This is a genomic window from Sporocytophaga myxococcoides, from assembly GCF_000775915.1.
Lineage (GTDB): Bacteria > Bacteroidota > Bacteroidia > Cytophagales > Cytophagaceae > Sporocytophaga > Sporocytophaga myxococcoides_A.
In genome coordinates, this window is sequence record NZ_BBLT01000013.1 from 96,644 (window position 1) to 121,445 (window position 24,802).

Consider the following 24,802-nt stretch of genomic DNA (forward strand, 5'->3'; position numbering starts at 1 on the left):
TTCTAAACTCTAGCCTTCCCCATTCCGTAAAATCTTTAACAAATTTTTTATATAATGAAAAAAATCATTGCGGACAACAAAGCATATAGTTTATCAGTATCTACGTCCAAAAACAGAGCCTACCTCAAACTCATAGGCTTTTGGCGCAATACAGACGCTGTGCCTGAGTACCTCAACGACTGGAAAAAGGCCTTGGAAGATTTAAAGCCTGGCTTCAGCATCCTCACCGATGCCTCAGAGATGAAAACCCACCCACAAGACGTAAAAATGCTCCATGCCGAAGCCCAAAAGCTTACACTGGCTGCTGGCTTAACCAAAGTAGCTGAGATCATCCAAAATGACATCACCGAGTTTCAACTTGATTCCCTGGCGCAGTCTACCAACTTCCCCAAAAGAAGCTTCAAAACAGCAGAGGAAGCAGAAACCTGGCTCGATAGCTTGGATTGATCTCTCCAAAGCTATGAGGTTTTAGAATTAGATAAGTATTAAGAATACTTCTAAGTTGCCAATAGGTCGGGGGACTAACCTGGCGCACTTTTGTATGGCATGCCCTACTGTACTATACTCTACAACAGCACTCATTATTTCAAAATAAAAAAAACTCCCAGCTCGAAAAGCTGCCAAGTTCTAAATCTTTTCTCAAGCTCTCGCATTACAAATGTGAATTCGCTTTATAAATATGCATCTTTACATTCTAAAAATATCCCTCTATCATAGATTTCATGTGATACAATCGCGTCCAGCCTTGATGAATGGATCTATGGAGGAAATATTTTATGATCTCTGTTGGATCTTTTCTCTATTTTAAATTATCTTTTATTGAAAGCTTCTATTTAGTTAGTACCCTGCCGCAGAACAGGTCACGGAAGAGAATTTATATCTCATCAAAATATTGTAATACCTAAAACCATGGCTAAAGCACCATTAAATGATATGAAATTTATAAACACAATTAGGAGTATTACTATTAATTTAACTAAAGCAAATAATTTGGCACAAAAGTATGACTGCTTCCAATTGACTAGTACTAAATAAATGAACAGCAAACCATATCCTAATGAAATTAAGAAAATAATAAATAGTAAAATAAGGACCAGGCTAAAGGGAATATAGGTCTTAATATAATTTATTCCGAACAAAAAAGTATTGAATGCCAATGTTGATAGAATTATAGCAAAACACTTACTTTGACTTACTTTTTTCATTCTTCTATTATTTTATGCCTAACTCTGCTGGAGCGCTTCTGTAAAGTTTCCCTCTGCAATATACTTCTTGTGGTGTCTGCTCTTTCATCCGACACAATTTAAATTTTAATTTTCATAATATACAGAATACGCATCAATATCCTTAACAAATCGTGTTAAAGCCATACACTTTTCAACTAAATCATTTTCATTAATATCTTTTAGTATTACTTCAATTTCTTTTGTTCGATTTCCAAATGTAAAATCATACCATTTTATGTGGTGTCGGGTCTTTCGACCCGACACATTTTAAATTACCACTTGATTAGAAATAATTTCTATAATCGGAAACTTTTAGTCCTGGTTGTTTATTGCAGTTATAATACATAGCACTTGAGTAAGGATACTCTTCCGGTAATTTTACAAGACTCCATTTTCTTGTAATGGATTGAGATGAATATAATCTAACTTTGTTTCTAGAAGGTTTTTATCAGCAAGATATACATCATCAAATCTATCTTTCCATATTTGAAATACTCTCCCCTCTTTTACAATTCTTAAATCATTTAATAAGTTAAGCTCCTTTGTTTCCAGTGCCTGCCTTATTTTAACAGACGTGTATTTCTTAAAATCCCTAATTAAATTTGACAAATTATTGTTCTCATTAAAATGTAATATAAAATGAACATGATTTGGCATAATTACATATCCTAACATTAAACACTTGTATTTATCGCACACAAATGTCATACTATCTTCAATCAGAGCATAGCTGTTTGAAAACCTAATCAAATGATACCAATTAACACAAGTTGTTGTTACAAAAAAGCAATTGTGCTCTTTATATAAATAGCGGTTTCGCAATCCCATAGCTTTGGTCGTTTTAAAAAATGATTTACCAAATTTAGAAAATGAAATGGAAATTTATCTTTTTGTATATCAAAAATGATAACAAGGGAGATAGAGTGTCAGGTCGAAAGACCTGACACCACGGGAAGATCTGATTCCACTGGAATACAAAAAAAGCCCAAAGCCTTTTCCCCTTCAAGAAAAAACTTTGAGCTTTTAACTTTCAACTCAAAACTACTTACAATACTTCACGCAAGTCCCTTTCAAATCAATGAAAGTTGACTTACCATCTTTCACCACCTCTGCCCATCCATTTACGAAGTCATAAGCATAGTCATACTCAGTAGGAATTACAAGCTTTCCTTTATTGTCTATATAACCATATTTACCACCTTCTATAACGATGGCTCTTTCTTCAGAGAATGGTCTTACTATTTTGTATTTGAATGGAGCTACGGTCTCTCCTGTTCTGTTTAATGCCCCCCAGGTTCCGTTCTTTACAACCATCACCACATCACCATCAAAGTCTTCAGCCCAGTCATAGATTGGCTTGATTACTTCTGCTCCGCTTTTGTTAATGAAGCCGTATTTATTACCGACTTTTATTTTGGCAAGTCCATCTTTGAAGTCCGAAGCCCAGTCAAAGCTCAATGGTATTACTACTGATCCTGTCTTATCTGCAAAGCCCCACTTCTTGTTTTTCTGAACTCTTACCAGTCCGTCAGAGAACATTGAGGCCCACTCATACTCTACCGGTAATATAGCTTTACCTGTCTTATCAATCATTCCATAAGCATCACCTTTCTTTACAATGGCAGCTCCTTCCATAAAGTTACCAGCTTCCTGATAAGTAAATGGTATTACTACTTTTCCTTTCTGGTTGATGTAGCCGAACTTTCCATCTTTGCTCACTGCAGCAAGGTCATTGGAGAATTCAAATGCATTGCCATATTCAGGTGCAATGACAACTTTCCCGGTTTTATCAATATATCCATAACTACCTTCCTTTTTCACAACAGCCATTCCCTGACTGAAAGAAGATGCTTCCGGAAACTGTGGTTTGATTTTTACTAAACCCAGTTTATCAATATATCCCCAGGTACCATTTTTCTTTACAGCTGCAAAACCTTCCGAAAATGAAAGCACAGAATCATAATCCAGAACGATTTTGATTTTTCCTTCCTGATCTATAAAGTAGTTCTTTGTTTGTCTTCTGACCAATGCCCTGTCTTCCGAAAACGGAACCACTCTGTCGTAAATCGGATTGATCACTACCTGACCGGTAGTTTTATTTTTATATCCGTATTTATCCCCTTGTTTAAATGGAATCGGTTGAGCGTTGCCGGCAAGAGAAAAAAGCAGTCCAACAGCTAAAAAAAGAGCACCTCTCTTCATTTCTTAAATTTTAATCAAAGCTTAGTTAATAATTCTTTCTGAGTTTTGGTAAGGCCCTTTACCACCAGGTCGTATGATGTATCTATCAGTCTTCGTATAAATTTATCATCCAGAGATCCATCCATCTCTACAGTATTCCAGTGTTTCTTATTCATATGATAACCGGGCTGAATGGCAGGATAAGATTCTCTGAGGAGCGCCGCTTCTTCAGGGTCGCATTTCAGATTCACACTTTGAAAAAGATCTACGTCGGCCAGAGCAAACATTTTGCCCATCACTTTATACACCATAGTTTCCTCTCCGAAAGGAAACTCTTCTGTAACGCCTTTCTTGGCCAGACAGTACGATCTGAAATCTTCAATATTCAATGGACTACCTGAATAAAGCTCTGAAGATAATTATAATCACACATATGAGGAACATCAGCATTGCCAGCTTGTTAATTGCATGCATTGCTTTCAGGTTGAAGTTCTTCGGACGGTTCGGATCTTTTTTTCTGAAGAAATATCCGAACAATGATCCTAATGCAAAATAGTCTTTAAATTTCATGGTTCTACTCTAATATTGTTGAATTTGGTTCAAGCCACTTTCCATCTTCTCTGATCAACTCTATGAGCTCGTCTACTGCATTTTCAGAAGGGACAGATTTCTTGATCACGTTTTGTCCTCGGTATAAAGCAATCTTGCCTTTCCCCACTCCAACATAACCGTAATCAGCATCTGCCATTTCACCAGGACCATTTACGATACAGCCCATGATTCCAATTTTGATACCTTTCAAATGATCTGTTCTTTTACGGATCATGGCAGTTGTCTCCTGAAGATCAAAAAGCGTTCTGCCGCATGAAGGACAGGATATGTATTCCGTCTTCGACATTCTTGTTCTGGCAGCCTGAAGGATTCCGAAAGAGGTTGTATTAAGGGTTTTTAGAAGCTTCAGATGCAGGTCCTTGCTCTTAACATTAACAAGTTCTGTACTGAGTAAAATTCCATCTCCAAGACCATCAATTAATAAACCGCCACAGTCTGTTGCTGCATAAAGCTGCAATTGCTCATCTTCCATTGACGGATATTTTCTCATAAGGATCACAGGTACCGGTACCTCATTGATCATCAGTTCGAATATGGCTCTTCTTTGTTCTGGAAGGGCATGGAGGTTAAATGTATCTATGATCAGGACTGCAGTAAGATCATCTCTCAGTTTATCCATCACCTCATCATCAAGGTCTTCTATGGTAAGCTGAATAAAATTGAGCGTCTTATGTTTTGGCTTTGCTGAGAAGTAATCCTTCAGCGTAATCAATGGAAATATATTCATTCTGTCGTCCATTCTCAACCATACAGAGTGGTTCAGAATTTCCTTCAGACCGTTAGGCAGCATGAAAGGTACTTTGTTGTTTCCTGTATAAATGAAGTCAGCCCCCTGATCGTTCATATTCCATTTATCCAGCAAAGGCATATAAAAATGACCGATAGATTTAAGATCATCCATTTTCTTATCAGAGACTTTGCTGAAGTCAATGATCACCCTCGGCACATTGCCACCACCGATGTTCATCACTTCTCTTGTATCTCTTCTCTGATACATGTATGGATTGACAGGACTTTCGTCATGAGCAATCGGTTTTATTGAATTGTGGCCAGCTCTGATATTGTATCTGTCTACAAGCATTTTGGCAACTGGTGCCTCAAATTCAGGGTCTTCAGTAAGAGAAACCCTTACTGTATCTCCTAAACCGTCTTCCAGTAAAGTACCGATTCCCACTGCAGATTTTATTCTTCCGTCTTCTCCTTCTCCAGCTTCTGTAACGCCAAGGTGCAACGGATAAGGTTTCAGACCTTCTTCGTTCAGCTTTTGTACCAGAAGGCGGTAAGCCTGCACCATTACCTGAGTGTTGCTGGCCTTCATGGACAGGACGATATTATAATAGTTCAGCTCTTCGCAAATTCTCACAAACTCAAGAGCAGATTCCACCATTCCAAGAGGTGTATCTCCGTAACGGCTTAATATCCTGTCTGAAAGAGAGCCGTGATTGGTACCTATTCTCATAGCAGTACCATATTCCTTGCAGATATTTATAAGCGGAATGAATTTATCTCTGATTCTCTCCAGTTCGGCCTGATAAGAAGATTCGCTATACTCAATTGTTTCAAACTTCTTTTTATCCGCATAATTTCCCGGATTGATCCTGACCTTTTCTACAAGGCGAGCAGCTAACTCTGCAGCATTCGGAGTAAAGTGGATGTCGGCAACAATTGGAGCAAAAAAACCTCTGCGGTTAAGTTCCTTTTTGATGTTTTCCAGGTTCTGAGCTTCCTTCACGCTTGGGGCGGTAATCCGGATATATTCACATCCTGAATTGATCATACGGATGGCCTGTTCTACTGAACCCATTGTGTCCATCGTATCGACTGTCGTCATGGACTGGATTCTGATGGGGTTGTTTCCCCCCATAGGTACATCCCCAATATTCACCTCGATGGTTTTTCGACGCGAATACTGAGTCAGATTGTCGTTGTATTTGTAAGAACCGGCTTTAATTAAAGGAGCAATTGATCCCATTGAGAGCGTGTATTTTTATTAATAATTTTAATCTTATCCTAAATCCTTCTCCTGATGGAGAAGTACTTTTACATGTATTGTTTTTATTTAATTTTTGATCTCGCAATTTTATTTCCTTCTCTTGGAAAGATTCCGTCCTGTGAGAAACAGGACGGGAGCGGGAAATAATTCCAATCGAGATCCAGGAAAACTGTTAATACTTCCATCCGCTTTCTTTGTCATCCAGAGCCTGCGGAGGATCTGATAGTCACAAAATAATTTGCAATTTAAATATTCAATTTGCCAGATATTACAATTTTGTTCTTTTTGAAAGCACGATCTTCAATTTCATCCTAAGAACTCCAATTTTCGAGCTAAGAACTCCAATTTTCGAGCTAAGAACTCCAATTTTCGAGCTAAGAACTCCAATTTTCGAGCTAAGAACTCCAATTTTCGAGCTAAGAACTCCAATTTTCGAGCTAAGAACTCCAATTTTCGAGCTAAGAACTCCAATTTTCGAGCTAAGAACTCCAATTTATCCTTCGCAAGCTCAGGATAAAATTCTCCTAATTTCACTCAAGAAGCTCTTCTTTTTATACCATTTACTTTAAGCATTTCGCTTTCAGCTTAAACAAATATAAATAATAGTTCCCTAACCTTTAGGATTATCCTCCAGAGAAATAGTTTGAATCAGGATTTCTTAGGATGACAGCAAAATTATGTCAACAAAATCCTGTCTATCCATTAATCCCATGAATCCCTGTTCAAAATTAATAATTGTATATTTTAAATACTACAACGATTTACAATTGTAATGATTTACAATTGTCACTTGGTTAAAATTGTAAATTTCCATTTTTAAGTAGTCTGAAAAGTTTAAGCATCTAAACTGTCTATCAATTTTTTAAAAATATATTCCTTCCCTCAACTTTAACTGATTTACAATTCTAAACTAAAAAAATAAAGGGAAATAAGTATCCGGTTTTCAGATCATTATTTCCCCATATTAAGATAAAAGAAAGATTTACAATCGTAAATTATTAACTGATATCCCCTTCTTGAGGACGCAAAAGAATTTCTTCCACAACCGTATTTTTCGACAAACTATAGGTGGAAAAGATGACATCCGCCACATCTTCAGGTTTCATAAAACGTTCATCCGGCAATCCAGCTCCTTCCCAACTGGAAGTTAATGTCGCTCCCGGAAGAACTGCTGTAACTTTAATACCATAAGGTTTCATTTCCTCCCTCAGCACTTTTGTCATTCCGTACATGGCATATTTTGAAATACAATAGGAACCTCCGTTTGTATAAGCTGTAATACTTGCAGTAGAGCAAATATTAAAAATATACCCGCTTTTTTCATTGATCATTCCCTGAACAAGACCACGTGTCAGGTTATAGGCACTGTAAAGATTTGTTTCAATCTGAACCTCAAGAACTCCCTCTGCTTCCTTGTGTATTTGCCCCGGAAGAAATACACCCGTGTTATTGACCAGTATATCAATTCTTTTAGCTACTTCGTTAATCTTTCTGACAAAAGAAGTTACCTCCTCCTTTTTGGATAAATCGGCCTGAAAACAATTCAATTTATTACCAGGGAATTTCTTGACGAACTCATCTTCAAGTTTTTGAAGCTGATCTGCGTTACGCGAACATGTGATGACGTCAAACCCCTCTTCTGCAAATTTGAAAACGATCGCTTTACCTATTCCCCGGGTTCCACCAGAGACCACAATAACCTTTTTCATATTATCCAACTTATATTATAATTATGCTTTTTATACTATTTTTTTGAAATATAATTAATTTCGTAGCTAAATTAAGCTTCTAATGAAAAGCTTCGGCAAATACCTGATTTTATTGAGCACTCTTTTAGTAAACCGGGAGCGCTTTAATGTTTATGTTAAAAGAATTGTAGATGAGGCGATTCTCATCGGTATTGATTCTGTATTTATAGTCGTAATTGTCTCCACTTTCATAGGTGCAGTAACTGCGGTTCAGACTGCTTACAATCTTGTCAGCCCGCTTATTCCATTATACATTATCGGAACTATTGTTAGAGATATGACAGTTCTTGAACTGGCCCCTACCATTACCTGTGTGGTTTTGGCCGGAAAAGTCGGATCTAATATCGCAGGAGGACTGGGAACTATGAGAATCACCGAACAAGTGGATGCTTTGGAGGTAATGGGCATTAATTCAGCTTCTTACCTAATCCTTCCAAAAATCATTGCAGCTATATTGACCTTTCCTTTGCTTGTAATAATTGCAGCTTTCCTATCAATATATGGAGGATACCTTGCAGGTGTGCTTACAGGAGTAATTACAGAAAAAGAATATATCTACGGAATTCGTTATCAGTTTTCCGGATACAATATCACCTTTGCAATTATCAAATCTTTGGTTTTTGCATTTCTGATCTCATCAATTTCATCTTATCAGGGATTCTTTACCAAAGGCGGAGCTCTGGAAGTAGGACAATCCAGCACGGAAGCTGTAACAAACAGCTGTATAGCTGTACTTTGTGCTGATTATCTTCTTGCTCAACTTTTACTTTAAGTCATGATTGAAATAAAAAATATATCCAAGTCTTTTAATAACAAACAAGTTCTTATTGACGTCAACGGTCAATTTGTTAAGGGTAAAACCAATCTTATTATCGGGGCCAGTGGTACGGGTAAAAGCGTTTTGCTTAAATGTATAGTTGGTTTGATAAAACCGGATGAAGGAAGTATTACTTTTGACGGACGTGATTTTACAAATGCGGACTCTGAATTAAAACAATCAATCCGAAGAGAAATCGGGATGCTTTTTCAAGGCAGCGCGTTGTTTGATTCTAAAACAGTGGAAGAAAATGTTATGTTTCCCCTCGACATGCTTACTACTATGAAGCGTGATGAAAAGCTGGACAGGGCAAACGAGTGCCTTAAAAGAGTTGGCCTTGAAAATGCAAACAAGCTATTTCCTTCAGAAATCAGTGGAGGAATGCAGAAAAGAGTTGGGATAGCGAGAGCTATTGTGATGAACTCCAGATACCTCTTTTGCGATGAACCAAACTCCGGTCTTGATCCTCAGACAGCCATTAAGATTGACAATCTGATCAAGGATATTACGGAAGAGTATAATACTACTACAGTTGTAGTTACTCATGATATGAACTCTGTGCTTGAGATAGGCGAACATATTATGTTCATCTACAAAGGCCGGAAAGTATGGGAAGGGAGCAACAAAGATCTATTGGATACTGAGGTAAAAGAGCTACAGGATTTTATTTTTGCTAACAAACTGATCAGAGATATGAAAACGAAGAAAGACAAATAGTCTTTCTTTAAAATAAGGCAGAAATCTGCATTCTGCCTATATGTATCATCTTATTCTCTCCCGCTTTTCTTCCCTCATAGTTAAAAGAAAGCTGCAATCCATTTGCCAGTCGCTCCTGCCAGTTGAAAGTCCAGGTAAAATTATTACCAGGCTGCAATGCTTCCAGCATTTCATACCCCAATGGAGAATTCAGCCTTGTGGATTTAAAATCACTTTTTATATTCAAATATTTCACCACTGCATTGATAGTCCTTTTGGATACTTTGTTAAACCTGACATCCAGACCTGATTCATAAATCAGTACTGTTTCCCCTTCCGATCCTGAGAATATATTTGTTTTATTGGTATATCCCAAAAGTGCAGTCACCCTTAGGTTATTTTTGGGCTGATATGCTGCTTCAGGACTAATTTTGTAAGACTGAATTTCATAATTTCTATTGGCAAGAAAATCTGAATTGTTTTTCTTTAAACCATACCCTGCCTGCATTTTAAAGCTTGAGAAGCTGTTGATATTTACTCTTGAATTAAACTTCAATTCATAGTTTTGCTTTCGTTCAAAACCTTGTACTAAAAACTGTTTGTTATCATTCACCAGATAACTAAGATCCAAACCATATTTCGGATTCGATCTGTTGTAAAACAATGTAGAACGGATGGCTTCCTGGATACTCAATATATTCTGATCTTCTATATTATTGCTTACAGGGACAAACCTTCTCATCAAATCACCGTCAGTTATTTTTTTATTGACAGTCCAGGAGGAAAAGCTTGAGAACCTTGAGAAAAACTGTTTTACTCTTTTGGGATTAGAAGCCCACTTTCTGGGAGCACTTGCATCAAGGCGATAGTTGAAGGTATTTGTATAAGCTTTAATATACTCATCTGTAGGAACAAATGTCTTGATGAACTCTCCATTCGGATCATCATATTTTTTTTCAAAGAACTCATTCAGATCCTGAATTTTATCACTGTTCAAGTCTACCCAGACATGCGTACCTTGCCCTGTCACAACAGGAATAAAGGCAATCTCTCTTTTTAATTCCCGTCCTGTGCCTGTTGTAATCGTCAGCTCGGAGCGAATATGCCTTTGCAATATATCAGAGTTCCAGTCCAGTCTGCCCATTACAGTTTCTTCATTAGGCAGCCGGATACCTCCAATCATGTAGTTATTCAGATACCTGTATGTTGAAATCAGATTTACCTGATTGTTATCATTAATTCTTGCTGAAAGGCCAGCATTGGTTGTCTGAGACTTACTATCCTTGTAAAGCCCCCCGTCTGAGTTCCGTTCATTATTCCTGAGACTATAGTCGACAAAGTAAGTAATCTGAGTTGTATCACTGCTTTTAACATACATTTTCAGTTCATCGTAATACATATTGGAAGCAATGATTTTCCCTGAAGAATCTTTTATAATATTCTTGTCTTCCGTATAAGAAATTCCCGGAACAAGATATTTTGTAGTATAGAAAGTATTCAGGTTAAATCTTTTCCAATTAGCTTCTTTGGAAGCCGTATTGTTATTCATATAAAAGATATTGGACATTAGATGCAGATTACCGAATGATTTGTTCGCCGAAGCTGCGTGCTGACTTCCTTTTACATCATTTCCCCTGTCTCTGCGACTGAATTTATAGGTGAATGCATTTGCAGGATCTTTGGCAAAAGACCAGAAAGTGTTAAATATATGATCCGAAGATTTGAGATCGGTATTCGCATTCCAATCCCTGTCAAAATCTGTAGATCTGATTCTGTCTATGAAAGCAAAGTCCTGTTCATCATATTCGTAATCTATTGTTCCAGATAGTTTGTAGGAAGGTATTCCGGTAAAAGTCCTGCCTTTATTGATATAACCAATTTTATAAGCCTTTCCTTTATCATCCTCACTATCTAATGATGAATACAAATTCAGATCACTTTTGGAAAATCCAATCTCGCCAAAGACGTAGTCTGTTTTGGTTAAAGCATAACCACCTCCAATAGTAGCCATATTTTTCATCTTTGGAGTTACCACAAGCAACACAGGTAAATAACTACCATTGCCAGGTCCTACATATTTATAGACTCTTCCATTTACCGTATTGATGTCCTGCACATAACTTCCAGTACCAATGGCCACCTGCGTAAAGCTCAACTGATACAATGCACTGTCCGGGTTGGTGCTATAGGCATATACAGGATTAGTCTGTGTACCTATATTCTTATAAAGCACCTTGGTAGTGCTGAACTCAGAGACAGTATCCACACCGGGAATAAAGGATTTATTGATCGAATCACCAATCAGACTTAAAAAATATTTATCCTGATTGGAAAGTTCATAGTTGATTGGTTTTTGAGGATTATCTTTTTCCTGATAAAAGTTAAAGTAAACATCAGCCTTCTTGTAAGTCTGATGATGACTAGCATTTATAATACTCCTCGAATAGTTTCTGTCAGAATATTCAAAATCAACCCTGATACGGGAAAACTTTGTAATAAGAATGTTATTGGTAAAAGTAATTTCAGCCTGATTGTAATCTATGATATAGTCAAAATCAAATCCTCTGGTGAGTAATCTTCCATCAAGATAAATTCTTTCAGAGTTGGCCATGATTATAATAAACCTTTCCCCATTGGGTCCCCTTAACCTATAAGGCCCCTGCACTCCTTCCAGAAGTTCATTAGGCATACCATATCCAAATTGCATACTGGAGAACTTTCCTTTAGAAAGGGCAGCCCCCACTGAAGTAACAGAAGAAATTGTAGAATCCTTTTTAAAAAAATAATCACCCTGAACACCCTGTACATTTCTGTAATAGCGAAGGAAATTTGAATTTTTATTTTTCATTACCACATCACCGGCAATGAGAGAGGCATTTTTGCTTTGAAGCTGAACATATACCTTGTCAAACTCCTGAATCTGCTGAGTATTACCTTCAGGCTGAAAAGGGATATTCTGATCCGATATTACAGCTGTGATAGAGACATCTTCAGAAAGTTTTCCTTCGAGCTGAAGGTTCAAAACCGAATTTACAAAAACGCTCTGGTTGTTTCCGAAAGATATTCCTCTACTGATATTACCTGATTTATTCAGACCCGGTGATGAAAACAATTCTTCCTTGGTCTGGGGTGCGCCATACCTATAGGTAAAATCTTCACGGTAATAAGATCCCGAATCGTATGTTTTGCGATCTCTTTTAAATGCAGGCTTAGTAATATTGAAAGGAAAAATCTGATAACATACAAACACAGAGTCCGGGGCATTATCCGATTTTAGTTTTACCGTTTCTCCTTCCAGACTTATGACGGTTCCCGTAGCCGGATAAACGACCCTCAGAGATCCCGGAAAAATTGCTGCTGAATCCAGAACAAATGGATCAGACGTGAACTTAACCCACTTGCACCTTTTGTTATCTATTTGACTAAAAGCAGAAGTTGACAGTAAAAAAAAATAAAGTACAAGTATCCTGTATTGATAATTCATTCCACCTGGTTATTCAAATGATGTTTTAGACAAATGAATAACCTGCATGTAAAGTTAACCCAAGTAACCAAACTGATTAACATGCGACCTATGCTCTTGAAAATTTCAGATCAATGAATTAATGGCAATTCAATAAAAAATGAAGTCCCGATTCCGTCCTCAGTTGTAAACCAGATTTTGCCCCCTGCATGTTCTACCCCTTTTTTGGCAACCGCAAGACCGATACCCGATCCACTGAATTTAGTGCTGAAGTTAGGTATAAATACTTTACTTCTCACAGATTCAGGAATTCCGGAGCCATTGTCACGGATTTCAATCAAAAGATTTTTAGAATCTTCCTCACTGAAAATGACTTTGACATGAGGTTTACGCTCATAAGGCACAGACTGGATTCCATTCAGAATCAAGTTAGTAAAAATACTATTCATAGCTTGTTCATCACCTATGACATAATATTTCCCAGGTTCCTTAAAAATCTCAACGATGGCATCTTTGCTATTGTTGTACAGGTTTACCACACTTTCCGCAATTCCGGACACTTCAATCCTTTCAGATTTAGGATTAGGCATTTTGGCAAATGAAGAAAATGAAGTAGCGATTTCATTCAGATTATTAATCTGATCCAGAAGAGTATTCAGACTTTTCTGGGTGACAGCCTTTCCATTGTCCGCTTCATCTTTCAACATTCTTTGAAGGTGCTGAATTGTCAGTTTCATTGGAGTAAGCGGATTTTTAATTTCATGAGCAACCTGCTTTGCCATTTCCCTCCAGGCCGACTCTTTTTCACTTCTGGAAAGTGCGCGTTTACTCTCTTCCAGCTTGACAAGCATTTCATTATACTCTCCGACAAGTAGCCCTATTTCATCCTTCGATTTCCATTCAAGAGGTTCATTTTCCTCACCGAAGGAGGTACGACGAATCCTGTGCGTAATAATTTTCAAAGGATTGGTCAGAAGGTGACTTACAAAATAAGACAATGCAATAAAGACAATAAAGATTGTGACAAAAATATTGATAATGGTCGTCAATACTTCAATTACCTGCTTTTCAAGCTCTGCTTTCGATTCAAAAAAAGGTATACTCAGAATCCCCAGCAAATTCCCTGTTTCAAAGGAACGTATAGCTACATAGACATTTTTATAGTTAAGTTTTCCAACAGATTCGGTAAGCATCACTACATTTTTTCTGGTTTCAATGATACCTGAATATGCCTTGGGATTCATCATCTCAGATACAATTCCGGCATTATAAATAGCAGGCTGACTGGAGATCAGTAGTTTTCCTCCATTATTAAAAATATTAATATCAGACTCAGTAAACTGTGACACCTGTAGCACTGTATTTTCCAGTTTTTCCTTTTTCGAAATATCCTTTTTATACCCCTCAAGGTAAACTGATATATTACCGCTAATGCTTTCTGCTTTTTTGATAAATGCTTTATAAAGATTTTCTCTGTAAGTATTACTGATAATACTCAGTGTAATAACGCTTACTATGAACAGAGGCAGGAAAAAGGCAATATTCAGGTAAATCTGAATTTTTGCCGATAAACTCATGGTGTCTTTTTTAAACCTGAACAGAACAGCATATCCCACTATGAATAATAGTATACTGACTATAAGGATAAGAAACAGAAATGAAAAATTGGAAAATATATCTGCATAAGCATATTCAGGAGAAGAGACTACTATGATCTTTCCATTTCCCGGTCTGAAAGCAAGGTGGTGAAAGCCTTTCAGTTTGACCCCTTCGTTATAAATCCTTTTATTGGAAAGGTCAATAACAGGAAGGTTTTTATCATAATTAAAATTACCCGAACTATATAATAAAGCACTGTCAGAAAATACAGCATAATGATAATTCTTGTTATCAAAGTTTTCAAAGACTTTTTTATCAAGGAATAACTCAGGATATACACTATTGGGAATGATCTTTCTATGCTTCAATTCAATAATGATATACCCAATAATGACATTATTTTTCTCAATTTCGTTAAAACAGATATATCTTCTGAAACCATCCTTCAGATTTTCCCTTTGAAAGTAAATATTCTTATACTCCGTTCTGTGCTGACCTTTCTTTAGCTCTGACAACAACTCAAAGTAGTTTGCATAATATGATTTCTTTTCAAAGACGTCCCCTGAGGCATCAAATACAGAAACAGCTACATCATATTTATCAAAATAGTTAGAAAGATAAATCTTCTTGATCTTTTGTTCTATAATATCTTTTGAAGAAAAGGGTGTGACAAGTCTGCTTTTAATAAAGATATCTTCTTTTATTTTCTTAGAAGCATCCGACAAAAGATATTCACCTAATACGTCATTATCTATTACTAACTGAGAGGCAAATTTCTGTTTCCTTATTACCTCTTTTTCTTCCTGGGTCACATAGATAGAAACTGCAGCAGTAAAGGCCGACAGCAATCCGGAAAATATCAGATAGATATAAGTTCCATAACGGAATCTGATAAACTGCCTTGGAAGCTTAAGGAATGAAATAACCAATATATAAACCAGGCAGGCCAGACTTACTGATATAGAAATTTCATCAAGAGTAAAATAAAAGAATACTGAAAATATAGACCAGGCAATGATGCTAGCCCAGATTATTTTTAAAATCTGGTTATCACAGAAAAACTGCAACACCCTTACAATCAAATGCAGTAATAAAAACAGGTTTATAGAAGCAAAAACAAAAGCAACAATTGACGAGGTACGGAAAAAGCCGAAACTAATATCCGTTGTTATATCAATTGACCATGTGGAATTAAGCGAAATCGCTCTTAAGATAAAGAAAAATTGATGTTGAATCAGTAAAGCTATAACGATTAAAACTACTGAAAATGCCTTTCTGAAAATATCGGAAAGGTTATTCGCCTTTTGTAATAATCTTGAACGGTGGAAGTTCATAAATACAAAAAGTCCAGTCAGAAAAAGGAAGATAAAATTTAGCAATAAGTCACCTAACGAAGGAGACAAAACAGATGAAGCAAAATACTTTGGATTGAAGAGGCCAAAATCCGACAAAAATGAAGGATAATTTAAAAATAACATCGCAATTCTTATCACCAGAAGGTTGAACACAAGAATTACAGTAGCAAGATCAAAATTCTTTTCAGAAATTTTTAATGCTACTCTGTAAAGTGCGGTAACAAGCGAAGCCAAAGCAAGGAAGCTCAGGACAATATAGGTGAATAGCAGAGAGCTACTCTTAATTTTATTGATTTCAAAAAACTCAATAGAAAACAGAAATTCCTTCTGAGGAGAATATATATTTAGATCAGGGTCACTGGCCGGATTAGCCAGAACACGTACGTTATTATCATTTATGATTGGCTTGAAAGCAACCATATCATTGAATGTCGCCGGCTGATTGATATATGCCCTAACAGGTGTTAAAAAATAAACTTCGAAAACATCCTTTTCAGTGACCAATTTCTTTTGAGATACAAGGTATTTCCCTGTCTTCTGAAATAGAACTTTTTCGGAATACTCCCCTTTTACATGATCATAAAGAGGAACATACCTGAAGTCAGACCAATAAATAAGTTGCTTATTCTTGAATATGTAATAAGGATAATCAGATGGTATATTTAAACTCGAAAATGAATATCTGGATTTATTTTCAAGGGTTTTAAACAGAAGCTCTGAAGACTTTTCATTTTTTTGCAGAAAAAGTTCAATTTGACCGGAAATAGTATTAACAATCTTCTTTTTATTGATTGTTTCGCTGCTGTTATTAAAAAAATTCCAGGTTACTAATGATAATAGAAAAAACAGGAGGGATAAAAATAGAAATACGTTCTTTCTTAAAAGATTTTTCAAAGTATCAATCGTAAGAGGTATACATTAATATAACGAAGATTTATTTGGCAAATTTTGATTTGATTTTATCCAGGAACTGCTGCTTTTCATTATTCTTTTTACTGCTTTTATACCAGAAAAAAGCGATAAAGCTACCGATAATATATGGGACACTCATGAGGTATAAAATACCTTTATTCAAACCCTGTCCTATACCTTGTCCGGATTCAACATTATCCTTTATTGTAGCTTTACACATAGCACATTGGGCCAGCAGATCACTTGACCCGACTACCATTACTACAAAAACAAGCATCAAAACAAAGATCACCTTTTTCATACTGACAGAAATTTTAAGCTCCATAATAAGGACTAATCATTAAATATACTATAACCCCTGTAATCGCTACATACAACCAGATCGGGAAAGTCCATTTTACAATTTTCACGTGTTTTGCGAACTGATTAGATATTCCAAAGTAAATAGCAAATAAAACAAAGGGCACAACGACTGCTGCCAATATAATATGCGTAACAAGAATAAACATATAAATAGTTCTGGTAAAACCAACAGCAGCTAATTCAGCCGCATCCAATACAAGATTATCATCAATATCTCCGTATTTGGTTTGCGGTCCTTGATAATGATAAATTACATATGAAATAAGAAAAAGACTTGAAAGACAAAAAGCAACCAGCATTGCGGTTCTATGTAGTCTTGCATCTTTTTTAAATTTTATAAAGTAAAACCCTGCCAAAAGAGCAAGAGAGGTACAAGTGTTTAATACTGCATTGAGATGAGGTAAAAAGGAAACATCTAAATCTCCTAGCTTTCCTGTTTGTGGTAGGTAAAATAGCACAGAAACCAATACTGGTACTGCCACAGACAGTATACCAATGATAATCAGATAGAGATTATCCCTTTTTTCAATAACCGGATTAATTTGCGTATTCATATTGCAGAACTTGTATTTCAGTGATTAAGCGATCAACTTCTTCAGAATCTGTTCCATTGTAATATCCTCTGATTCTCCCTTCTTTGTCTACTAGAACGAGTTTCTCACTGTGAATAAAATCAAGAGGTCTCTCTCTATCCTCCATAGCTGTAATGAAAAATCCTTTCTGGGCGAGAGTATAGATAGAATCTTTAGTTCCGGTCAGAAAATTCCATTTTTCGGGAATAGCCCCATATTTGCGGGCATAAGATTTTAATACCGCAACAGTATCATATTCAGGATCTACAGTAAATGAAAGAATCTGAAATTGAGGATCCTCTTTAAATTTTTCCTGTACCCTGATAAGCTGATTTGTCATTTGAGGACAAATTCCCGGGCAACGAGAAAAGAAAAAATCCACAACCAGAATTTTTCCTTTGATTTCCTTCCCTTTAATTACTATCCCTTCCTGATTTTTAAATGAAAAATCAGGGATTACGTGCGCTTCTGTGATAGTATATTGTCCTTTATCATTTAAAACTGAATCTGTTGCGAAGAAAACAGGAAGTTTATAATGATTTTTCCCAAAGAACTTAAAATACTGAAATAGAAAAACCGGTATTACCAGAAGTAAAGCTAGTATACCGGTTTTAATAATTTTATTCATTATCTGATTATTTACCTAAGCCAGTATACCATTGCCAAAGATTTCTGAAGTGCAATATCGCATCTCCTTCAACTAATAGTGCCACTACTAACCAAACGATAAAAAGCGTTGGTATTACAATCGACCAGATTAAAGTTTTCGTCTCATATTTAAGGTGCATAAATTCTGCTACTATGTAGAAAGATTTTACGAACGTTAAAAGAACAAATATAGATGTAAGTAATACACCTCTTTCCATTGTAAATGCTAATAAGAATTCTATTGCAGTTACAACCGCAAGGATAAGAGCTGTCATCCAGATTTTTTTAATTTTCTCTTTATCCTTTGGAAGCACCTGAGGAGCATGTGCTGTTGTATGATGACCGTGTCCCATAATTTTATATCACTTAAATATTTAAATTAAACCAGATAGAAGAAAGTAAATACAAACACCCATACAAGATCTACAAAGTGCCAGTAAAGACCAACTTTCTCAACCATTTCATAATGTCCGAGTCTTTCATAAGTACCGATAGCTACGTTGTAGAATACTATCATATTAATGATAACTCCACTTAATACGTGCGTGCCATGGAAACCTGTGATGAAGAAAAACAAATCTGCAAATAAAACAGGACCATATTCATTTTGATGAAGATTAGCACCGTAGAACATAGTTCCGTCAGCCAACATTCTTCCTTTGTCTCCTATTATGAAAATTGTCCACTCCCAAGCCTGACAACCTAAAAAGGCAGCCCCCCCAATAATTGTCCAAAGCATCCACTTCAATACTTCTTCTTTATCCATTCTATGACCCGCTTCAACAGCAAGAACCATTGTAACACTACTCATAATAAGGATAAATGTCATAATTCCAACAAATACAAGAGGATACGGATCATGAGTAAAAGGAATGTGTGTAAACACTTTTTCAGGCACGGGCCAATAATCCGCTGAAGGTACAAAATCAGCTATTTTCCCTGTATATGCATTATGTGCAAATCTGCTTAAACCGTAAGTAATTAATAAACCGGAAAAGCTTAAAGCATCAGAAAGCAGGAAAAACCACATCATCAGCTTTCCGTAACTTGCCTTAAGGGGTTCAGCACCTCCACCCCACAAACTTCTTTTTTCTTTTTCGTCAATGACTGCTGTTGTTGCCATGTTGTTATTTTTATGAAAAATTAATGGTTAAGTAATAAAAATCCAAACAAATATATCCAAAGTCCACCAAGGAAATGCCAATACGTTGTACAGCATTCTATTACAAGCATGCTCTTTGAATGAACTTTATATTTGAAACTTTGAGCAAATACTACCCAAAGTAAGATTACTGCAGAAACCAGGTGCAAACCATGCAAACCCGTCAATACATACAGAAATGAACCAGAAGGATTGCTCCCCTTTCCTCCAAAGAAAACATTAATTTCTACAAGATCTCCCCAAGCATAAAATTGCCCCACTAAAAAGGCTAAACCTAAAACACTGGTAATTAACAAGTATAATTTAGTTTTCTCGAGGCTATCATTTTTAGCAGCAAAATAGGCAAGCTGCATTGTCACTGAACTTAAAACGATTATAACAGAGTTAAGCCAGAAAATTGAAGGGAGTTCAAACTCCAACCATCCTCCGTCTGCCCTTCTCACAATATACGCACTAGTTAATGCAGCGAAAATCATCAAGATTGTCACAAGAAAAAGCCAGAAAGCGAACTTTTTCGGATGCATTGACAGCGGCTTCTGAGGCTCGCTTGATTGTAAATTTAATTCGTGTTGATTCATATTTTTAACTATACCTTATCCAAAACAAAAGCAATTTGTACTATTGGTAAATAAAGGAAAGATCCAAACATAATCAGCAATGCTGCTCTTTTGGAACACTCCTTCATTAGATAAAAGGTTTGAGCCAGAAATAAGATTCCCGCAATTAAAGTTACAATAGCAGAAGTTATTCCGGTCATACCTAAAAAATAAGGCATAAACCCTAATGGGATTAAGAATAAAGTATAAATCATTATTTGAAAAGCTGTCTCCGAAGTTCTTCCTCCTGCATTCGGCAATAATCTTATACCTGCTTTCTGATAATCCTCATCCAATACCCAGGCAATAGCCCAGTAATGAGGAAGCTGCCAGAAAAATTGAATTCCAAACAATATACCTGGTTCCCAACCAAATTTGTCTGTAGCTGCTATCCATCCAATCATTGGAGGTAATGCCCCAGGAATAGCCCCTACAAAAACTGCTAATGGTGTTTTAGTTTTTAAAGGAGTATAGGCAAAGGCATACAATACTAATGATGCAAAACCTAAAATAGCAGTTTTAAAATTGAAGTATTCGGCAAATAGGAATATTGACAAAGCTCCTAAAACAGAGGCGAGAAATATAGCTTCAGGTACACTTACACTACCAGTAGGAACCGGACGTTTTTTGGTGCGATCCATTAATTTGTCCGAATCTTTTTCATAAACCTGATTCAGAATATTGCTTGCTCCTGTAAGACACATCCCGCCAAGAGCAAATATTCCAAATAAAGTCCAATCCATGGATTTTCCTCCACCTAAAATATATCCCATAACCGCAGAAAAAACCACTGTAAGGGAAAGACGGAACTTTAATAATCTAAAATACTCCTTAGATTTAAATCCCACCAGGTGAAGAATATTTAATCTACTTACTGACTGCATTTTTAATAATTCAATTTAGCTTTCATCTTAAAACCCTCAAGATTAACATTTATTATTGTAAAAACGAAAAACAGTATACCGAAAACTATTGTCGCTAATAACAAATGTAATGGTTGAAGATATGGTGGCAAGCTGAAGACAGCTAATGCTATACCTGCTAATGTTTCAACTACTAAACAGTAGAAAACAGCTGAGACAGACTTAATTATTACTTTATTATGTATGATATTTCTAAATCCAAAGAACAAATACCCTGATAAGAACAACAATGCATAACCGATAATCCTATGGAACAAAAAAGAATCTCCTAAACTATCAATCCAAAGTTCCCTATTAGAATTGTTACTTTTTACTATGATTATATCAATTTCTTCTCTAACCTGAGTTCCTATGGTAATCTGTAGAAAGGTTAAAAACAAAAGAAATATAACCAGGAAATTAAATTTAGAATGAGCTGGTCCATTCAAGTATGTAAAGTTCTGAGGAAATGTTTTGATTAAAATCCAGATCAGCAAACCTACAATAACTAAAGAACCGCCCATATGTATTGTAACCATCATAGGTGCTAAGTTTGAAGAAACAACCAATTTCCCAAGCCAGGCTTCAAAACCAATCAGGAAAAGTGTCAGCAAACTTAACGCAAACAGGCTCCAATCTTTTTTTATTAATGGAACAGAGAAACTTACAACCAACAACATCAAGAATCCTACTAAAGCTCCCATTAATCTGTTAATATATTCAATCCATGTTTTGACTGGATTAAATTCTGCTTCAAAACCGTGAACTTTATAACGCTCCTTATAATCTAAGGGGAGTTCACTGATATGGGTTGGAGGAATATAGTTGCCGAAACATTTTGGCCAGTCGGGACATCCCATACCTGAGCCAGTACTTCTTACTATTCCTCCAGCCAATATCAATAAATAGACTGCTATTAAAGTAACTAAAGTTACTTTACCGAATCTTTTATAGTCTGAATTATTTTCCATGAATACTCTCAGCCTCAGCTACCATTTGTTCATTCTCATGAGGGAAATTAGATCCCTTTGTTTCAGAGAACGGAACGTTCTGAGGTATGAAATCATCTTCAGCTCCAGGCTTACTATAGTCATATGCCCATCTGTAAACTGTAGGTATAGCCCCAGGCCAGTTGCCATGACCCGGCTCAATTGGTGTAGTCCACTCAAGAGTGTTAGATCTCCAAGGATTCTCAGTAGCTCTTCTACCTTTGAATATGCTAAAGAAGAAATTGAATAAGAATATAAACTGTGCAGCAAAAGTTACAATAGCAGCTATTGTAATAATCTGAGACAAGTCTGTATAGCTCTGTGTAAAATCAAATCCGGTGAATGAATAGTATCTTCTAGGAAAACCTGCAATTCCAATATAATGCATTGGGAAAAATACCATGTATACACCAATGAATGTTATCCAGAAATGTAAATATCCCAGTTTTTCATCCATCATTCTTCCGAACATTTTAGGGAACCAATGGTAAACACCTGCAAGCATACCAAAGAATGAAGCACTACCCATTACTATGTGGAAGTGAGCAACTACGAAATAAGTATCGTGCAACTGAATGTCAGCAGCAGAGTTACCTAGAACAATACCAGTTAAACCTCCAGATATAAAGAATGATACAAGACCTATAGAGAATAACATTGCAGGAGTGAAAATGATATTTCCTCTCCAAAGAGTTGTAATATAGTTAAATGCCTTAACAGCAGATGGAACTGCAATAATCAAAGTTAGGAACATAAAGATTGATCCCAGGAATGGATTCATACCTGAAATAAACATGTGGTGTGCCCAAACTATAAACGATAAGAAAGCTATAGCTAACATAGAACCAATCATGGCTTTATACCCGAAAATAGGCTTTCTGGAATTTGTAGCGACAATCTCAGAAGTGATTCCCAATGCAGGAAGTAATACGATATATACTTCAGGGTGACCTAAGAACCAGAATAAATGCTGGAACAAGACAGGGCTACCACCTTCAAATGATAAAGCCTGACCAGCGATATAAATATCAGAAAGGAAAAAGCTTGTACCGAAAGTTCTATCGAATATTAATAATAGTGCAGCAGAAAATAATACTGGGAATGATAATAGACCAATGATTGCAGTAATGAAAAATGCCCAAATTGTAAGTGGCATTCTTAAAAATGACATACCATTAGTTCTTAAGTTGATAACAGTTGTAATATAGTTCAAACCACCTAATAAGGTAGAAATTATGAACAAAGCCATACTGATCAGCCACAATGTCATACCAAGTCCAGAACCAGAAATTGCCTGAGGTAATGCACTTAACGGAGGATATACTGTCCATCCACCACCTGCAGGACCTGTTTCAATAAATAAACTGATCAACATTATAACTCCTGATACAAAGAAGAACCAGTAAGATAACATGTTCAGGAATCCTGAAGCCATATCTCTTGCTCCTATTTGTAAAGGAATTAGGAAATTACTGAAAGTACCACTCAACCCAGCAGTCAATACAAAGAATACCATGATTGTTCCGTGCATTGTAACAAGTGCCAGATAAAATTCTGGATCTAATTTTCCATTCTGGATCCATCCACCCAATATAGGCTTCAGCCAATCAAAATTAGCATCCGGATAAGCTAACTGAAGTCTGAAAAGTAATGATAAACCGCCTCCGATAATTGCCCAGATAATACCTGAAATCAGATATTGTTTGGCAATAACCTTGTGATCTTCGCTAAATACATACTTTTTAATCCAAGGTAAATCATGGTGATCATGTTCATGATCATCATGATGGTCGTGCAAATGACTTTCGGCTACAGACATATTATTAGAAAATATTTATCGATTTTAGTGAGAATTTAATGAAACGCTAGTATTGTTAGATACAGTATCTGCCGGTGCTGAGGTAGATGTAGTATCTTTTTTAGGTGCTGATGATGCTGGAGGGGCAGGATATAGACCTTTGCTCTTTTCATCAACCTTGGATAAAATATACTCAAGGTTAGATTCTGACCATGGTTTTTGTGCTGCATACCAAGCTTCATATTCTTCAGGCTCTTCTACAACGATAACATATCTCATTGCAAAATGTCCTCTTCCGCATACTTCAGTACAAGCGATTTCATAATTGAATTTTGGATTGCCAAGCTCATCCCTCATTTCCTGAGTTGTTTTGGTTGGTGTAAACCAAAACTTAGTTGGAAGTCCAGGAACTGCATCCATTTTTAGTCTGAAATGAGGAGCAAAAACACTGTGAATAACATCTCTTGCTCTTATTTTAAATAATACAGGATGGCCTTTAGGAATGTGAATTTCACTAGGTAAAAAATCGTCCTTAGAATTAGGATCATTTAAATTCATACCCATTTCGTTGGTGGCATCTATTAATTTATAATTATAACCACCAAACTTTTTATCCTTACCTGGATATCTTACCTGCCATGCAAATTGTTTTCCCATTATTTCAACTACCTCTGCATTTTCTGGTGCTGGTCTTGTAATTGCAGACCACTCTTTCCAGCCAAAATAAACCAGGATAGCCATTACAATAGCAGGAATTACTGTCCAGATGATTTCTAATTTGTGATTATCAGGATAGAAATATGCTTTTCTTTCTTCTTTGAATTGATATTTAAATACAAAAGAAAACAAGAAGATATTTGTACCAATAAATGCAATTATCAAAATAGTCATTGTAATCCAAAACATTTGGTCAGTTCTTACTCCATGTTCAGAAACTGCCTTTGGAAGGAAAAACTTTGACGCAGGTACTGAATACCAAATAAACAATGCTGTAGAAACAACGAAGAAAGCAAGCAGTAAAAATGCATTAACTTTATTGCTCGTTCCTACTCTCCTGGTACTAGCTCCCCTGACAATATCAATGAAGGTCTGAATCCTGAATACCAGGAAAAGAATAGCAAGGATAAGAACCGCAGCTATGCTTATATATAATCCTAACATTTTATCTTA

Annotated in this window: 21 protein-coding genes; 3 read left to right on the forward strand and 18 right to left on the reverse strand. The window is 36.2% G+C overall.

The window, feature by feature from the left end:
• Positions 1–54 precede the first annotated feature (54 nt).
• A complete protein-coding gene (locus tag MYP_RS22915) occupies positions 55–447 on the forward strand; it encodes a hypothetical protein (protein WP_045469006.1) in 393 nt (130 codons plus the stop codon).
• A gap of 1,157 nt (positions 448–1,604) precedes the next feature.
• On the opposite strand, the gene MYP_RS22925 is transcribed toward MYP_RS22915, so the two are convergent.
• From MYP_RS22925 to MYP_RS22950, 6 genes are all read right to left on the reverse strand, one after another.
• Complete coding sequence (locus MYP_RS22925; protein ID WP_081990644.1) at positions 1,605–2,054, reverse strand: REP-associated tyrosine transposase; 450 nt, start codon at positions 2,052–2,054, stop codon at positions 1,605–1,607.
• A 213-nt stretch (positions 2,055–2,267) separates the two neighbouring features.
• Entirely contained in the window at positions 2,268–3,428 is a 1,161-nt protein-coding gene (locus tag MYP_RS22930; RefSeq protein ID WP_045469015.1) for a WG repeat-containing protein, read from the reverse strand.
• Positions 3,429–3,442: 14 nt separating this feature from the next.
• A complete protein-coding gene (locus MYP_RS22935) occupies positions 3,443–3,796 on the reverse strand; it encodes an MmcQ/YjbR family DNA-binding protein (protein WP_045469017.1) in 354 nt (117 codons plus the stop codon).
• A 4-nt stretch (positions 3,797–3,800) separates the two neighbouring features.
• Positions 3,801–3,977 (reverse strand): DUF6728 family protein, encoded by a 177-nt coding sequence (locus MYP_RS26475; protein ID WP_197060171.1) that lies wholly within the window; start codon positions 3,975–3,977, stop codon positions 3,801–3,803.
• 4 nt (positions 3,978–3,981) lie between these two features.
• Complete coding sequence (gene ispG, locus MYP_RS22940) at positions 3,982–5,991, reverse strand: (E)-4-hydroxy-3-methylbut-2-enyl-diphosphate synthase (RefSeq protein WP_045469021.1); 2,010 nt, start codon at positions 5,989–5,991, stop codon at positions 3,982–3,984.
• A 1,019-nt stretch (positions 5,992–7,010) separates the two neighbouring features.
• On the reverse strand, positions 7,011–7,721 hold the full coding sequence (locus MYP_RS22950) for an SDR family oxidoreductase (RefSeq protein WP_045469027.1): 711 nt from the start codon (positions 7,719–7,721) through the stop codon (positions 7,011–7,013).
• An 82-nt stretch (positions 7,722–7,803) separates the two neighbouring features.
• Here MYP_RS22950 and MYP_RS22955 point away from each other — a divergent pair, with 82 nt between their 5' ends.
• Together MYP_RS22955 and MYP_RS22960 are read left to right on the forward strand one after the other, a co-directional pair.
• On the forward strand, positions 7,804–8,532 hold the full coding sequence (locus MYP_RS22955) for an MlaE family ABC transporter permease (RefSeq protein ID WP_045469029.1): 729 nt from the start codon (positions 7,804–7,806) through the stop codon (positions 8,530–8,532).
• A gap of 3 nt (positions 8,533–8,535) precedes the next feature.
• Positions 8,536–9,294, forward strand: coding sequence for an ABC transporter ATP-binding protein (locus MYP_RS22960; protein ID WP_045469032.1), 759 nt, complete (start codon positions 8,536–8,538; stop codon positions 9,292–9,294).
• Between the two features lie 7 nt (positions 9,295–9,301).
• Here MYP_RS22960 and MYP_RS22965 read toward each other — a convergent pair whose 3' ends face one another.
• The 12 genes from MYP_RS22965 to MYP_RS23020 all read right to left on the reverse strand — a co-directional run bounded on the left by MYP_RS22965 (position 9,302) and on the right by MYP_RS23020 (position 24,793).
• Positions 9,302–12,757 (reverse strand): hypothetical protein, encoded by a 3,456-nt coding sequence (locus MYP_RS22965; protein ID WP_045469035.1) that lies wholly within the window; start codon positions 12,755–12,757, stop codon positions 9,302–9,304.
• A gap of 110 nt (positions 12,758–12,867) precedes the next feature.
• A complete protein-coding gene (locus MYP_RS22970; RefSeq protein WP_045469038.1) occupies positions 12,868–16,584 on the reverse strand; it encodes a sensor histidine kinase in 3,717 nt (1,238 codons plus the stop codon).
• Positions 16,585–16,624: 40 nt separating this feature from the next.
• A complete protein-coding gene (locus tag MYP_RS22975) occupies positions 16,625–16,903 on the reverse strand; it encodes a hypothetical protein (RefSeq protein ID WP_045469160.1) in 279 nt (92 codons plus the stop codon).
• A gap of 13 nt (positions 16,904–16,916) precedes the next feature.
• Entirely contained in the window at positions 16,917–17,519 is a 603-nt protein-coding gene (locus tag MYP_RS22980) for a DUF420 domain-containing protein (RefSeq protein ID WP_045469041.1), read from the reverse strand.
• Positions 17,503–18,165, reverse strand: coding sequence for an SCO family protein (locus tag MYP_RS22985; RefSeq protein ID WP_045469044.1), 663 nt, complete (start codon positions 18,163–18,165; stop codon positions 17,503–17,505). The genes MYP_RS22980 and MYP_RS22985 overlap by 17 nt, the downstream gene beginning before the upstream one ends.
• Positions 18,166–18,172: 7 nt before the next feature.
• Positions 18,173–18,538 carry a cytochrome C oxidase subunit IV family protein gene (locus MYP_RS22990; RefSeq protein ID WP_045469047.1) on the reverse strand — a complete coding sequence of 122 codons (366 nt, stop codon included), beginning with the start codon at positions 18,536–18,538 and terminating at the stop codon, positions 18,173–18,175.
• 26 nt (positions 18,539–18,564) lie between these two features.
• Positions 18,565–19,308, reverse strand: coding sequence for a cytochrome c oxidase subunit 3 (locus MYP_RS22995; RefSeq protein ID WP_045469050.1), 744 nt, complete (start codon positions 19,306–19,308; stop codon positions 18,565–18,567).
• A 20-nt stretch (positions 19,309–19,328) separates the two neighbouring features.
• Positions 19,329–19,925, reverse strand: a complete 597-nt coding sequence (locus MYP_RS23000; RefSeq protein ID WP_045469053.1) for a cytochrome c oxidase subunit 3 — start codon at positions 19,923–19,925, stop codon at positions 19,329–19,331.
• 8 nt (positions 19,926–19,933) lie between these two features.
• Positions 19,934–20,827, reverse strand: a complete 894-nt coding sequence (cyoE, locus tag MYP_RS23005) for a heme o synthase (RefSeq protein ID WP_045469056.1) — start codon at positions 20,825–20,827, stop codon at positions 19,934–19,936.
• Between the two features lie 2 nt (positions 20,828–20,829).
• On the reverse strand, positions 20,830–21,816 hold the full coding sequence (locus MYP_RS23010; RefSeq protein ID WP_045469060.1) for a COX15/CtaA family protein: 987 nt from the start codon (positions 21,814–21,816) through the stop codon (positions 20,830–20,832).
• The gene (locus tag MYP_RS23015) at positions 21,806–23,653 is read right to left on the reverse strand and encodes a cytochrome c oxidase subunit I (protein ID WP_045469063.1); all 1,848 of its coding nucleotides are present in this window, start codon (positions 23,651–23,653) and stop codon (positions 21,806–21,808) included. The genes MYP_RS23010 and MYP_RS23015 overlap by 11 nt, the downstream gene beginning before the upstream one ends.
• A 24-nt stretch (positions 23,654–23,677) precedes the next feature.
• Complete coding sequence (locus tag MYP_RS23020) at positions 23,678–24,793, reverse strand: cytochrome c oxidase subunit II (RefSeq protein WP_045469066.1); 1,116 nt, start codon at positions 24,791–24,793, stop codon at positions 23,678–23,680.
• Positions 24,794–24,802 lie beyond the last annotated feature (9 nt).